This window comes from Desulfosporosinus lacus DSM 15449 (genome assembly GCF_900129935.1).
In the GTDB taxonomy this organism is placed as follows: domain Bacteria; phylum Bacillota; class Desulfitobacteriia; order Desulfitobacteriales; family Desulfitobacteriaceae; genus Desulfosporosinus; species Desulfosporosinus lacus.
In genome coordinates this window covers 32,109-44,972 of sequence record NZ_FQXJ01000007.1, presented here as the reverse complement: position 1 = coordinate 44,972, position 12,864 = coordinate 32,109, and the positions used below count along the sequence as shown (strand labels likewise).

The following is a 12,864-nucleotide window of genomic DNA, read 5'->3' as shown; positions in this document are numbered from 1 at the left end:
ACGTGTATTAATTGGTTGACATTATTGAGACTATCGGTTCCATCTCAATGGGAGTGGTTCACATGACATGGTTATGTTAAACTATTAATTAGCGAAAAAATATTTTAAGTTTCTGTTAAACTATAACAAAGGATTGTGATTTATTATGTTTCGGCCCAAGCTATTATTCGTTTTCTTGTTATGCACGCTTGTTCTAATTGGATGTGCACCTCAAAAAACAGCTAACCAAGCCTCACCTGAAAAACCCAAGACGATAAACGCGTCGTATGTCTCTCGACCTATTAACATCCCCTCAGTGGCAGCCCAGCAAAAAAAGATGTTTGAAGATGAATTTTCAAAAGATGGCATAGAATTCAAGTGGCATGATATATCAGTTCCAAGCAACCAACTTGAAGCCCTAGCCGGAAAATCCCTTGATTTTTCCAATAGTCTTAACTACGTTTCGGCTGTCTTAGCGAAAGCTAATGGAAATGATATTAAAATCATATCCTCCTATTCACGTTTTCCCAAAGGAATCAGTCTGGTTGTGAAACCTGACGGATCTATTAACACAGTTGCAGACCTCAAAGGAAAAAAAATCGCCTTGCAAAAAGGAACCATGTTGCATGAAATGTTAATCCGGGCCCTATCGGAAGTAAATCTGACGACTCAGGACCTGGAACTAGTAAATATGGATTCTACTGCTGCGTCCGCGGCTATTGCCGCAGGACATGTGGATGCTACGATACTCCCTGAACCTCTGCTTTCTAAAGCTGTTGCTACAGGCAAAGTTAAGAAATTACGTTCAGCAGAAGGTTTAATTTCTGGTTTAACCGTGATTGCCGTTCGCAGCGAATTTGCCCAGGCTCAGCCCGAATTAGTAAAACGCTACTTAAAAGTTCATAAGGCTTCAATCGACTGGAGTGAAGCAAACCACGAAGAAGCTTTATCAATGACTGCTAAGCAAAATCAAATGGATATAAAAGGAGTAAAGAGCCTTTACCCCGTATTCACCTTTGACATGAGCCTTGAAGAAGTTAAGGCAGACTTGCTAAAATCTGCCTCCTTTTTACAAGAAGAAGGTATGATCCGACCTGACGTTGACATTAATAAGCTCGTGGAAGATTTGGTGGATCCAAGTTACCTGCCCACAATGTAATTTATGGAGGATTATATGAAGGCTTCCGCAAATAATGAACAAGAAAAGCCAATAACTTTGACGGGAGCGTTTGATAAACCCACTTACAAACAGATTCTAACAAAACTGTTTCAGGGATTAGCTATTCCTTTATGCATCTTTGTTCTTTGGGAAATTCTCAGTAGCATGGGCTGGTTAAATCTCTATCTCGTTCCTCCGCCCTCGCAGATTTGGGATCGTCTTTTAACTGTGGCAGGTAATGGACTGCTGCTTAAGCATATAGGAGCCAGCCTGTACCGCGTTGTCTGCGGGTTCAGCCTTGCCCTTTGTCTGGCTCTTCCTTTAGGTTTCTTACTCGGCCTGTTGCCGGGCGTCCGTGGTTTTTTATCTCCCACCTTGAGTTTTTTTCAACAAATACCGGCTATTGCTTGGATTCCTATGTTCATCCTCTGGTTGGGTATTGACGAAGCATCTAAGATTGCTATCATTGTTTACTCTGCCTTCTTCCCCATATTTCTCAACACGTTACATGGCATCGCTAGTACGGATTCCAAGCTCAAAGAAGTGGCTTACACTTATGGTCTTTCTCGCTGGGGTCTGATGAGCCGAGTCTATTTTCCATCCGCTGCCCCCTCTGTCTTTATTGGTATGAGACTTGGTCTTAGCTATTGTTGGCGTTCCTTAGTAGCAGCAGAATTACTCGGAGCTTCGAAGGGTATTGGCTATCTGATTCAGGAGGGCCGTGAAATGGCTCAACCCGACTTAATGCTTGTCGGGGTGTTGGTTATCGGCCTTATCGGCCTTTCCTTAGATTTTGTTTTTCGCCGTTTAGAAAAAAAATTCTTACCTTGGCAAGCAAAGGTTGATACTAAAGAGGTACCGAAATGGCAAATTTCTTAGAAATTGAAACTATAACAAAATACTTCAACATAGCCAATGGACCAGTTAAAGCTCTTGAGAATATTAACTTTGAGGTTGCTTCAGGAGAGTTAATTTGCTTACTAGGCCCTAGCGAGTGCGGAAAGACAACCTTACTTAGAATTATTGCTGGTTTAGAAAAGCAAGAATCCGGCCAAATACTACTTAATGGGCAGGCAATAGATGCCTCTGGACCAGAAAGAGGGATGATTTTTCAAGAACCACGCCTTTTCCCATGGTTAACCGTTGAGGAGAATGTTGGGTTTGGAATTAAGGGACGGTATGGAAAAAAACTTCTCCAAACTATTGGCCAAGAATTACTGGAAATAGTCGGGTTATCTGAGTTCGCCAAAGCTTGGCCGAGCCAACTATCTGGCGGGATGGCTCAAAGAGCTGCTATTGCCCGCGCCTTAGCAGCCGACCCCTTGATTTTATTACTGGATGAACCTTTTGCTGCTCTTGACGCACAAACGCGAACTAAGCTACAGACTGATTTTCTAAGCTTATGGCAGTCTACGCATAAAACTTGTATCCATGTCACTCATGATATTGACGAGGCCTTAATCCTTGGTCAGAGAATTATTGTCATGCATCCCTCGCCAGGAAGAATTAAGAAAATCATCCCCAACCCTTTTCCTTATCCTCGTTGCCCGGACGACCCTGACTTTATTACTTTGAAGAAAGAACTACGAGATTCATTTTTACCTTAACAAGCAATCACGATCGGCCGCCACCAAGACGCTTTATCATTACAGGCTCTCCCCTTCAATAACGACTTAGTCCAAAGTGTTTCCCTGTTGTCCATTCAAACGATCCACTTCACAGGAATCAAAACCTTCACCTTACCATTTTCCGGTGAAATGGTAACTTTAGAGCCTTCTGATAACCTGATTACCTCTATGACTCTGGTCATCGGTAACGAAAAAACCGCCTTACTTTTTGAACAAAAAGCCCCTTCTCCCTGGCTATTGTTTTGTGAAAAAGCAACGGACTGGCTAGCGCGCCGACTTGGTCCTATCCTGATGATATAAATCAAAAAGATCGTTAGATTTGTAATAAATCACAAATCTAACGATCTTTTTTTGTTGATTTCTCCAAAACTAACTTTTGCAAGCTACAAACTGCTGACTATCCCCTCTACCCAAATCCACTTCGAAGCCCGCCGACTGAATTCTGCGCTCTATGCAATATCGGCAATCTTCCGGATGATCATCCCCACAAATCTTATTTTCGTAAAGAGCGTATTGTTTTCTAACTGAGGTTGGAGTAATAATCGGCATAACGACATTAGCGCCCGCTTTCAAGGCAAGCTCCCTGCCTTGTGGATCCAGAGTCCCAAGTGCCGTCGTGGCCGGAATAAGACTTTCCGGAACAAGTAGCCGCGCCAGGGCCACCATCACTAATGTATCTTGTAGTGTTCCGCCCTTCTCTTTAGCTAAAGGCGTCTCACTGTGAGGAATAAACGGTCCAATTCCGATCATATCTGGACGAAGTTCCATTAAATATCGCAAGTCCTCTGCCAAATCAGCAAACCTTTGTCCAGGAAGCCCCACCATAAACCCGGCTCCCACTTGGTAGCCAATCCCCTTCAATGCGTTCAAACAGGCCCGACGTTCCTCAAAGCGCATCGTCGGGTGTAATGTTTCATACAGTTCTTTCGAAGCAGTTTCATGGCGCATTAAAAAGCGATCGGCACCGCAGGTAAAGAGGTTTTGATAGGTTTCAACTCTTCGTTCACCGATCGATAACGTAATGGCTGCCTCTGGATAACGTTTTTTGATTTTCCGAATCAAATCAACGAGAATCTCATCCGTATACCAGAGGTCTTCACCACTTTGCAAGACAAATGTCTGATAGCCTAATTCATACGCTTGATCGCAGCAAGCTAGGATTTCTTCCGGGGTTAACCGATAGCGTTTCACCTTCACATTGGAAGCCCGAATTCCACAGTACAAGCAATCCTGCTTACAGATATTCGAAAACTCGATAAGTCCTCTTAAGTAAACTTTATTTCCATAATATTTCTGTTTCGTCTTATGGGCATAATTATAGAGGATCTCTCTATCCGCCTGAGTTAGATTTTCTAAGAGGTACGTGATTTCTTCTTTCGTGAGGTGGTTCGTTTGATAGACTTTCTCTAATAAATAATGCATATTACTCACAAAATCGCCCCTCACCCAGTTGATCATTGTTGTGTATCATAGTTCTCCTTCTAAGGTCATCTTTGCTAGTGGGAAAGGTTCAAGCGCTCTTGGAAGTAATCCCTGAACATAGGCGATGAGAATGCCGAAGTTCACTATGGGCACATTGAGACTTTTTGCCTGTTCAACTCTGCTGAGCATTCCAGTTCTATTCATCATACAAGCCCCGCAATGGACGATAAGGGCATATTTCTTGATATCTTCCGTAAATGTAGTTCCTGAAGAGTATTCAAACTCTATCTGCCTACCTGTTCTCTGACGTATCCATCGGGGTATCTTCACACTGCCGATATCGTCTGATTGCCTGTGATGTGTACACCCTTCTGCTATTAAAACCTTGTCTCCATCCTTAAGCGTTTCAATAGCCTTGGCACCTTTGATGAATTCTGTTAAATCTCCCTTTTGTCTGGCAAATAGGATTGAAAAGGATGTCATTAAAATATCCTTAGGGGTATCGGCAGCAACCTTTAAAAAAACTTGGGAATCAGTGATCACCAGCTTTGGTTTTTTTGCCAAATAATTCAAGGTTTCTCTTAATTCATATTCCTTAGTTACAATCGCCATAGCATCACTTTCCAGTATGTCTCTAATCGTCTGTTGTTGAGGAAGAATTAGCCTTCCTTTAGGAGCTGCTTTATCAATGGGAGTAACAAGCACCACAAAATCACCCGGGTTAATCAAATCCCCCACAATTTTAAACTTATCCTCATCCTCAGGAATAACTGAGATGATGGCATTTTTTAATTCTTTTATTCCAAGCTTCTTAAGAGCTGAGACGGCAACGACCGGAGTGCTTAGTTCATCTTGAAGAAGACTGGCGATTCTTTCTTGAGCTTCATTTTTATTTTCGTTTTCAATAGTATCCGATTTATTTAAAGCCACGATCAGCGGTTTCTTTTTTTTCTTAAAAGTATCTATAATAAACCGATCATTATCACTGATTCCCGCCTGGATATCTACAATAAGCAGTGCCACATCAGTAATATCGAGTACTTCTAGAGTCTTCTTTAGCCTGAGCTCTCCTAATTCTCCGACATCGTCTATTCCGGCTGTATCTATGATCACACACGGTCCTATGGGCAATATCTCCATCGTTTTAAACACTGGGTCAGTCGTTGTACCTTTTACATTCGATACGATGGCTGTTTCCTGCCCTGTAATGGCATTAATCACGCTGGATTTCCCTGCATTTCTCTTCCCAAATAACGCCAAATGTACTCTAATCCCTCTGGGCGTTTCATTTAAGCTCATGTAAAATCCCTCCACACCCTCACTTATCTGGCTGCTCTGGCGCCCTAGGAACCCTGAGTATTTCTGATACTTCGAGCATTCCAATGCTTCCTGGTATTCCTGGTTTGGTTACTTCAAACGGATTCAAGATCTCATTAATCCTACAATCCGAAAATACATCGTCTTCCTTCAAGACCTCTCTGATTGTCTTATCCTCACGTAGAGCTTTTCTGGCTATATGGGTGGCTTGATCATAGCCAATATGATGAACTAAAGCAGCAGCTAATACTGCCGACTTTTCAAGAGTTGCTTGACATTTATCTTTATTAGGGACAATTCCCTCAATACACTTTTCTCTAAAGATGATGATTCCATTATCTAGAAGCTCCAGTGATTCCAGCAAACTTTCCGCGATTAGGGGCATAAAGGCATTGAGTTCGAGCTGTCCTGACGAAGCAGCCATTGTAATAGCATAGTCATTGGCCATAACTCTCATAGCCAATTGGCCGATCATCTCAGGTATGACCGGATTGACCTTTCCTGGCATAAGAGTCGAACCAACCTGCATCTGCGGGAGTTCTATTTCACCGAACCCGCCCCTTGGGCCAGAAGATAATAATCTTAAATCGTTAGATATTTTCAAAAGGTTCGTGCTGCAAGCTTTTAAAAGCCCTGAAACTTCTACAAATACATCATTATTTTGAGTTATATCCATGGGATAGTCGGACCTGGCTAAACCTAATCCTGTTAACTCCTGAATGGTATCCGTAATCATAAAAATATACTTATTTGAGGCATTGACTCCCGTACCGATGGCAGTACCACCCAGATTAATCTGTCTCAATCGTTCTTCTACCTTGTAAACTCTCCAACGGTCTCTTTCTATTGCCTTAGCATATGCCCCAAATTCTTGGCCGAGCATCATGGGCAACGCATCCATTAGCTCTGTCCTGCCAAGTTTAATCACATCGCTAAACTCGTTTTCCTTCCCCTGCAGAGCTTCTTGAAGCTTCGCCAGGGAATTGCTTAGTTTTCTGAGCATGTGAATAGCTGTAATTCTCAGTGCTGTCGGATAAACATCATTGGTTGATTGTGACATGTTAACATCATTTATCGGATGTACAACATCGTAGTCGCCTTTTCTTCCTCCTAATATCTCAATTGCCCTGTTGGTAATAACCTCATTAAGATTCATATTTGTGGACGTCCCGGCTCCCCCTTGAAAAGCACTAACGATAAATTCCTGATCAAATCTCCCTTTAATAACTTCCTCACTTGCTTGAATTATTGCATTTGCTTTATCTTCAGACAATTGCTTCAACTCTTTATTGACCATGGCTGCCGCCTTTTTAATTAAGGCCATTTCATAAATAAGCTTAAGGTTGACGTTTTTCGACCCTAAAGCGAAGTTTTCTTGGGCTCTTTTTGTGTTAATTCCATAATAGTTATTTTTCGGGATCTCCCTTTCTCCCATATTGTCCTTTTCTATTCTACAGTCCACTTTATACCTCCAGAAATTTCCTCCACACATTTATTCTTATAATCTTTTCCAATGTAATATCTAATTGTTCCCTGCGATTGGATAATTACAAAGTAGGTTGCTAGAAACGGAAATCTCGCTTTCCTTCCTTAATTTCCTTCAAATGCTCTATGGCAATTGCCCGAACCTTTTCATTTGGTATGAAGGGAATCTCGTTTTTAATTACCACCTCACCCTTTTTCTTAGTATCCGGTGAAGCATAATCCTCTAGATATTCTTTAAGTGTCATCAAAGCATTCGGTTGACAGCAGTTTGCAATCTGCCCGGCCTTTACAAGTTTCATAAAACGATCACCTGTACGCCCCTCGCGATAACAGGCGGTGCAGAAGCTTGGAATAAAGCCGAGTCCCAAGAGCCAGTTTATAATCTCATCCAAGGTGCGGGTATCGTTTACTTCAAATTGAGCTGAGTTATCATCCTGTGCTTCCGGCTCAACATATCCGCCAACACTGGTGCTTGAGCCTCCGCTTATCTGAGATATGCCCAATTCCAGCACATGCTCGCGGGTTGTTTTCGATTCACGTGTGGAAATAATCATCCCCGTATAAGGGGCGGCAATACGAATAACAGCCACAATTTTTGCAAAAATATCATCCGAGATTGCATCCGAAAAACTATTGGGGTCAATATCATCGGCGGGTCGGATGCGTGGAACGCTGATGGTATGTGGCCCCACGCCCATTGCTCCCTCTAAATGCTCAGCATGCATGAGCAAACCGACGAAGTCATAACGGTACATATTTAAGCCGAACAAAACCCCGATTCCCACATCATCAATACCGCCCTCCATGGCACGATCCATCGCTTCAGTATGATAGGCGTAGTCGTGCTTTGGTCCTGTAGGATGGAGCTCCTCATAGCTTTTTTTGTGATAAGTTTCCTGGAAGAGTATGTAAGTTCCAATTTCCGCTTCCTTGAGCTTGCGATAATTTTCCACGGTTGTTGCAGCAATATTAACATTAACACGGCGGATAGCTCCGTTTATATGCTGGATGCTATAAATAGTCTTCATACTTTCCAGGACATATTCAATCGGATTGTTCACTGGGTCTTCTCCTGTTTCTAATGCCAAGCGCTTGTGTCCCATATCCTGTAAGGCGATAACCTCTCGCACAATATCCTCCTGGGAAAGCTTCTTACGAGATATGGTTTTATTTTTATAGTGATAGGGACAGTACACGCAGCCGTTTACGCAGTAGTTTGAAAGATACAGTGGCGCAAACATGACAATACGGTTGCCATAAAGCTTTTGCTTAATCTCCTTTGCCAGTTTGAACATTTTTTCATTTTCATCTTCCAGATCACATTCCAGCAGAACAGCAGCCTCTCGATGGGTTAAGCCCTTACAGTCTTTTGCACGTTCTATCAGGCTGTCTATCAGTTCACGATTTCTTTTGTTTTCTTGGGCATAGGCAAGAGTGGCCAGAATTTCACCATCATCAATAAACTCCGTTGCATTTTTCGACTTACAATTGTACATAGAATTTATGCCTCCAATTTCTTCGTTAAAGCAGATTTAACATTAACCCCTTGAATTTTTCCTAATTTCCCCGTCATTGCGCTAATTTCGTCCGAAGTTCCCTCTACGATCAAGGAGATAATAGATATGCCCTTTTCTGGTCGAGGGATTCCCATTCTTCCGATAATAATGCTCGCTAAATCGTGCAAAGTATCATTAACTTTATTGGCACTTTCAAATTCTTCAATAACTATGCCGATAACCCCTATTCTCTTATCCATCTTTCATTCCTCCAAATAAAAAAACTCAACTCGTTAAGCCGCTGGCGCGGCGACAGGCTTATTGCATTTATACGCTGGCAACGACTCGAACAAAGACCTTCGAGCTTAGTTTTACCTTCCGAATAGCATAAAAAAAAGCCTCCTACAAAAAAGTAAGAAGGCTAATTAGCGTTTTAACCCTTCTCCTTTTGCTCAGAATAGTCCTTGCAATCAGATAATAGTCCAATAGATCCACTCTGCCGGAAACCTCCAACACAACGGATAAGTCAATTCTATATTAAGTTATCACTGGCAGCAAGTATTATAACTCTGAATAGTTCACCTTAATACACTGGAATTTGATAGGTATCCATCTGGTCTCTAAATCTTCTTACGTGCCACATAGCTGGTATGCAGCAATTTATGTGCTCTTTCTCCATATGGTTCACCCAAATAATCCTTATACAGACCTATGATGGCCGGATTTTCGTGGGATTTGCGCAGGGGCTTAGCGCGGTCTTCACGGTATAAACCTTGAGCTCTTTCCGAAAGAATTTCTAGATTTCCATGATGATAAGGTTGTCCGCCTCCCCCGATACATCCTCCAGGGCAAGCCATGATTTCAATCACGTCATAATTGCTTTCCCCTGCACGTATTTTCTCGAGGACAGTACGAGCATTCCCTAAACCGTGAATAACCGCGGCTCGATAATCCCTTCCAGAGATGGGGATAACCGCTTCCTTAAGTCCTTCCATTCCTCGGAGAACCTCAAACTCGACTTTTTCCAGAGTTTCTCCAGTAAGTACCTCATAAGCTGTTCTCAAGGCAGCTTCAAGTACTCCGCCTGTTGCTCCGAAAATCACGGAAGCACCGGTTGATTCCCCTAAAGGATGATCAAACTCTTGCTCTTTAAGGTGATCAAAATGAATGCTGGCTTCCCGAATCATGCGTATAAGTTCACGTGTTGTGATGACGATGTCCACATCCGCAGTTTCTGCCCCCTGCGCGAGTTCGGGACGGGCCGCTTCGTATTTCTTAGCGACACAAGGCATGACGGATACAACGGTAATGGATTTAGGGTCAATCCCCAAGGTTCTGGCATAGTAGCTTTTAATCAAGACCCCTAACATTTCATGGGGAGATTTGCAAGTTGAAGGAATGTCCAAGAGATCTGGGAATTGATGTTCAAAGAATTTGACCCAGGCAGGACAACAACTTGTGAGCAGGGGCAGACGTCCACCATGTTGTATACGGTGAACAAGCTCTGTTGCCTCCTCCATAATCGTCAGGTCAGCAGCAAAATCCGTATCAAAGACGCGGTCAAAGCCAAGCCTGCGAAGAGCAGCAACCATTTTGCCTGTCACAATCGTCCCAGGTTCTAAACCGAATCCTTCTCCAAGTGCGACACGTACGGCGGGAGCTGTTTGTACTACAACAAATTGATCGGGATCGTTTAGCGCTTTCCATACTTTGTCGACCTGATCTAACTCTGTTAGTGCTCCAGTTGGACATACCGCGATACATTGTCCGCAGAACGTACAGGCGGTTTGGCTAAGAGGTAAATCAAAGGCTGTTTTAACAACCGTTTCAAAACCGCGTCCCACCGCAGAGTAAACGCCCACCGTCTGCACCTCGTTGCACATTGTTTCGCAACGGCGGCAACGAATACATTTGTTAGGATCTCGAACAATGGAAGAACTCGACTTATCAATTTCGAACTCAGATTCTTCCCCTTCATAGGAGATATGGCGTACTCCTAATTCCGAGGCTAAGGATTGGAGATCACAGTCTTGGTTCTTTGCACAGGTTAGGCATGATTTAGGGTGGTCAGAAAGGAGAAGTTCTACCATGGCACGTCTAGCCTGGATAGCACGCAGCGAATCAGTTCTAACAACCATGCCGCTTGATACTGGGGTTGAACAGGAGGAAGCCAAATTACGTCGACCTTCGATTTCAACCACACACACTCGACAGGAAGCAATATTGTTATTGTAATGCATTTCGTTTAGTTTCAAGTAACATAAGGTTGGAATATCTATGTTTATGGTTCGTGCAGCATCTAAGATAGACATTCCTTCCGGTACTTTTAGCGATATGTCGTTAATGGTTAGCTGTATATCCATATGGAGTCCTCCTTCAGGGATAACTTAATGGCGAATAATGGCGCCGACTACGCGGCATTGGTCCATGCATGCCCCACATTTTAGGCAACGTTCTTGGTCGATGACATGGCGCTTCTTGACTGTCCCAGTGATACAATGCATTGGACATTTTTTAACGCAAAGCGTACAACCCACGCATTTATCTGTAATCTCGTATTTTAGTAAGTGTGTACAAACGCCCGCTGGACAGGTTTTGTCGACAACATGAGCAATATATTCTTCACGGAAATACTTTAAGGTCGAAAGAATAGGATTAGGTGCACTTTGCCCTAATCCGCAAAGGGCAGTGTCCTTAATGATATGACACAGTTTCTCTAAATTATCTAAATCCTCTAACGTGGCTTTACCTTCCGTGATCTTGGTCAAGATTTCATAAAGACGTTTGGTCCCGACTCTGCAAGCCGTGCAACGGCCACAGGATTCATCCATCGTAAATTCCTGGAAGAACTTAGCGATATTGACCATGCAATCGTCTTCATCTAAGACGATGAGCCCTCCGGAGCCCATCATAGAGCCGATAGCGGTTAAAGATTCATAATCAATGGGCGAATCCAAATACTTGGTCGGAATACATCCGCCGGAAGGGCCTCCGGTTTGGGCAGCTTTAAACGTTTTACGTTGCTTAATCCCTCCGCCGATGTCAAAAATAATTTGACGGAGTGTAGTCCCCATGGGGACTTCCACAAGTCCTACATTATTCACTTTGCCCGCTAACGCAAATACTTTCGTCCCTTTGCTTTTTTCTGTGCCTATTGCTGAAAACCACTCGGCTCCCTTTAAAATAATTGGGGGAATATTGGCCAAGGTTTCCACATTGTTAACACAGGTTGGTTTACCCCACAAACCCTTCTGGGCCGGGAAGGGAGGTTTGACAGAAGGTTCCCCTCGGGCCCCTTCGATGGAATGGATCAATGCCGTTTCCTCACCACAAACAAAGGCTCCAGCTCCGAGTTTTAGTTCAATGTCAAAGCAAAAATCGCTGCCCAAAATTCCCTTCCCAAGTAAGCCGTATTCTCGCGCTTGGGCAATGGCAATTTTTAAACGATGAATCGCAGCAGGGTATTCTGCCCGAACATATATGAATCCTTCGGAAGCTCCAATTGCGGAGCCCGCGATAAGCATAGCCTCCAAAACGCTATGAGGATCCCCTTCCAAGACAGAGCGGTCCATAAAAGCACCCGGATCCCCTTCGTCGGCATTGCAAATGATATATCGTTGATCAGCTTCGCTCTTACGCGTGAATTCCCATTTAGTACCCGTTGGAAAACCTGCGCCGCCACGTCCCCGCAGTCCGCTTTGTTTAAGTACATCAATTACTTCAAAAGGCTTCATTGTGAAAAGAACTTTTGCTAAGGCTTGATAGCCGTCTGCGGCAATATACTCAAGAATGTTTTCTGGTGCGATATAACCGACATTACGCAGGGCAATGCGAAGTTGTCCATCGTAAAAAGGAATGTTCGTAGCAAAACGTTCTTTGGTATTCGGATCCATAAAAACAAGGTGTTCCACCAGATTACCTTGTACGAAGTGTTCTTCGACGATGGTTGTAACATCTTCTTCCGAAACTTCACAATAAGTTACGTTATCGGGGAAGATTTCAATCATGGGACCCTTTTCACAAAAACCAAAACAACCTGGTTGGAAGACTTTTATTTGTTCAGACAATCCCCGTTTGTTTAGTTCCTCTTCAAGACGTTCGGCGATTCGTGGACTGCCCGAGGAGTGACAACCAGGTCCTCCACAGACCATAACATGCCTTACTAATCCTTGGGTGTTATTAGTGCCGACAGAGTCGATAGCTCGCCGCGATTCAAGGAGTTTGAGACTTTGGGCTTGTAATTCATTCAAGGCATCGGTATTTTTGAGTTTCATATGGCATTTCCCTTCCTTCGGTGACGCTTCTTTGGTAGAGACTCCATGTCGTAATTCAAAATTCTGGATATTGTATACACTTGTGTGAGCAAAACGTTCCTTCT

At 43.3% G+C, this 12,864-nt stretch carries 11 protein-coding genes; 4 read left to right on the top strand and 7 right to left on the bottom strand.

The window, feature by feature from the left end; all coding sequences use genetic code 11:
* Window positions 1–145 precede the first annotated feature (145 nt).
* The 4 genes from BUB11_RS10875 to BUB11_RS10860 all read left to right on the top strand — a co-directional run bounded on the left by BUB11_RS10875 (window position 146) and on the right by BUB11_RS10860 (window position 3,066).
* Window positions 146–1,138, top strand: a complete 993-nt coding sequence (locus BUB11_RS10875; protein WP_073029788.1) for an ABC transporter substrate-binding protein — start codon at window positions 146–148, stop codon at window positions 1,136–1,138.
* Window positions 1,139–1,153: 15 nt separating this feature from the next.
* Window positions 1,154–2,017: an ABC transporter permease gene (locus BUB11_RS10870; protein WP_084110249.1), complete on the top strand. Its 864-nt coding sequence runs from the start codon at window positions 1,154–1,156 to the stop codon at window positions 2,015–2,017.
* Window positions 2,002–2,745 (top strand): ABC transporter ATP-binding protein, encoded by a 744-nt coding sequence (locus BUB11_RS10865; protein WP_073029787.1) that lies wholly within the window; start codon window positions 2,002–2,004, stop codon window positions 2,743–2,745. The genes BUB11_RS10870 and BUB11_RS10865 overlap by 16 nt, the downstream gene beginning before the upstream one ends.
* Before the next feature lie 87 nt (window positions 2,746–2,832).
* On the top strand, window positions 2,833–3,066 hold the full coding sequence (locus tag BUB11_RS10860) for a hypothetical protein (RefSeq protein WP_073029786.1): 234 nt from the start codon (window positions 2,833–2,835) through the stop codon (window positions 3,064–3,066).
* A 69-nt stretch (window positions 3,067–3,135) separates the two neighbouring features.
* Here BUB11_RS10860 and hydE read toward each other — a convergent pair whose 3' ends face one another.
* The 7 genes from hydE to BUB11_RS10825 form a co-directional block, all read right to left on the bottom strand.
* Window positions 3,136–4,188, bottom strand: a complete 1,053-nt coding sequence (gene hydE, locus BUB11_RS10855; protein ID WP_073030011.1) for a [FeFe] hydrogenase H-cluster radical SAM maturase HydE — start codon at window positions 4,186–4,188, stop codon at window positions 3,136–3,138.
* A 45-nt stretch (window positions 4,189–4,233) separates the two neighbouring features.
* Window positions 4,234–5,487, bottom strand: coding sequence for a [FeFe] hydrogenase H-cluster maturation GTPase HydF (hydF, locus tag BUB11_RS10850; protein WP_073029785.1), 1,254 nt, complete (start codon window positions 5,485–5,487; stop codon window positions 4,234–4,236).
* A 19-nt stretch (window positions 5,488–5,506) separates the two neighbouring features.
* Window positions 5,507–6,967, bottom strand: a complete 1,461-nt coding sequence (locus BUB11_RS10845; protein ID WP_073029784.1) for an aspartate ammonia-lyase — start codon at window positions 6,965–6,967, stop codon at window positions 5,507–5,509.
* A gap of 100 nt (window positions 6,968–7,067) precedes the next feature.
* The gene (gene hydG, locus BUB11_RS10840; RefSeq protein WP_073029783.1) at window positions 7,068–8,486 is read right to left on the bottom strand and encodes a [FeFe] hydrogenase H-cluster radical SAM maturase HydG; all 1,419 of its coding nucleotides are present in this window, start codon (window positions 8,484–8,486) and stop codon (window positions 7,068–7,070) included.
* Window positions 8,487–8,491: 5 nt separating this feature from the next.
* Window positions 8,492–8,746 carry a TM1266 family iron-only hydrogenase system putative regulator gene (locus BUB11_RS10835; protein ID WP_073029782.1) on the bottom strand — a complete coding sequence of 85 codons (255 nt, stop codon included), beginning with the start codon at window positions 8,744–8,746 and terminating at the stop codon, window positions 8,492–8,494.
* A 360-nt stretch (window positions 8,747–9,106) separates the two neighbouring features.
* Window positions 9,107–10,849: an NADH-dependent [FeFe] hydrogenase, group A6 gene (locus tag BUB11_RS10830; RefSeq protein WP_073029781.1), complete on the bottom strand. Its 1,743-nt coding sequence runs from the start codon at window positions 10,847–10,849 to the stop codon at window positions 9,107–9,109.
* Window positions 10,850–10,873: 24 nt separating this feature from the next.
* Window positions 10,874–12,760: an NADH-quinone oxidoreductase subunit NuoF gene (locus BUB11_RS10825; protein WP_073029780.1), complete on the bottom strand. Its 1,887-nt coding sequence runs from the start codon at window positions 12,758–12,760 to the stop codon at window positions 10,874–10,876.
* Window positions 12,761–12,864: the final 104 nt, after the last annotated feature.

What these genes read in the sequence shown, in the direction of transcription:
- BUB11_RS10875 (WP_073029788.1), top strand. Translation starts at nt 146, where the DNA reads ATGTTTCGGCCCAAGCTATTATTCGTTTTCTTGTTATGCACGCTTGTT.
- BUB11_RS10870 (WP_084110249.1), top strand. Translation starts at nt 1,154, where the DNA reads ATGAAGGCTTCCGCAAATAATGAACAAGAAAAGCCAATAACTTTGACG.
- BUB11_RS10865 (WP_073029787.1), top strand. Translation starts at nt 2,002, where the DNA reads ATGGCAAATTTCTTAGAAATTGAAACTATAACAAAATACTTCAACATA.
- hydE (WP_073030011.1), bottom strand. Translation starts at nt 4,188, where the DNA reads ATGCATTATTTATTAGAGAAAGTCTATCAAACGAACCACCTCACGAAA.
- hydF (WP_073029785.1), bottom strand. Translation starts at nt 5,487, where the DNA reads ATGAGCTTAAATGAAACGCCCAGAGGGATTAGAGTACATTTGGCGTTA.
- hydG (WP_073029783.1), bottom strand. Translation starts at nt 8,486, where the DNA reads ATGTACAATTGTAAGTCGAAAAATGCAACGGAGTTTATTGATGATGGT.
- BUB11_RS10835 (WP_073029782.1), bottom strand. Translation starts at nt 8,746, where the DNA reads ATGGATAAGAGAATAGGGGTTATCGGCATAGTTATTGAAGAATTTGAA.
- BUB11_RS10830 (WP_073029781.1), bottom strand. Translation starts at nt 10,849, where the DNA reads ATGGATATACAGCTAACCATTAACGACATATCGCTAAAAGTACCGGAA.
- BUB11_RS10825 (WP_073029780.1), bottom strand. Translation starts at nt 12,760, where the DNA reads ATGAAACTCAAAAATACCGATGCCTTGAATGAATTACAAGCCCAAAGT.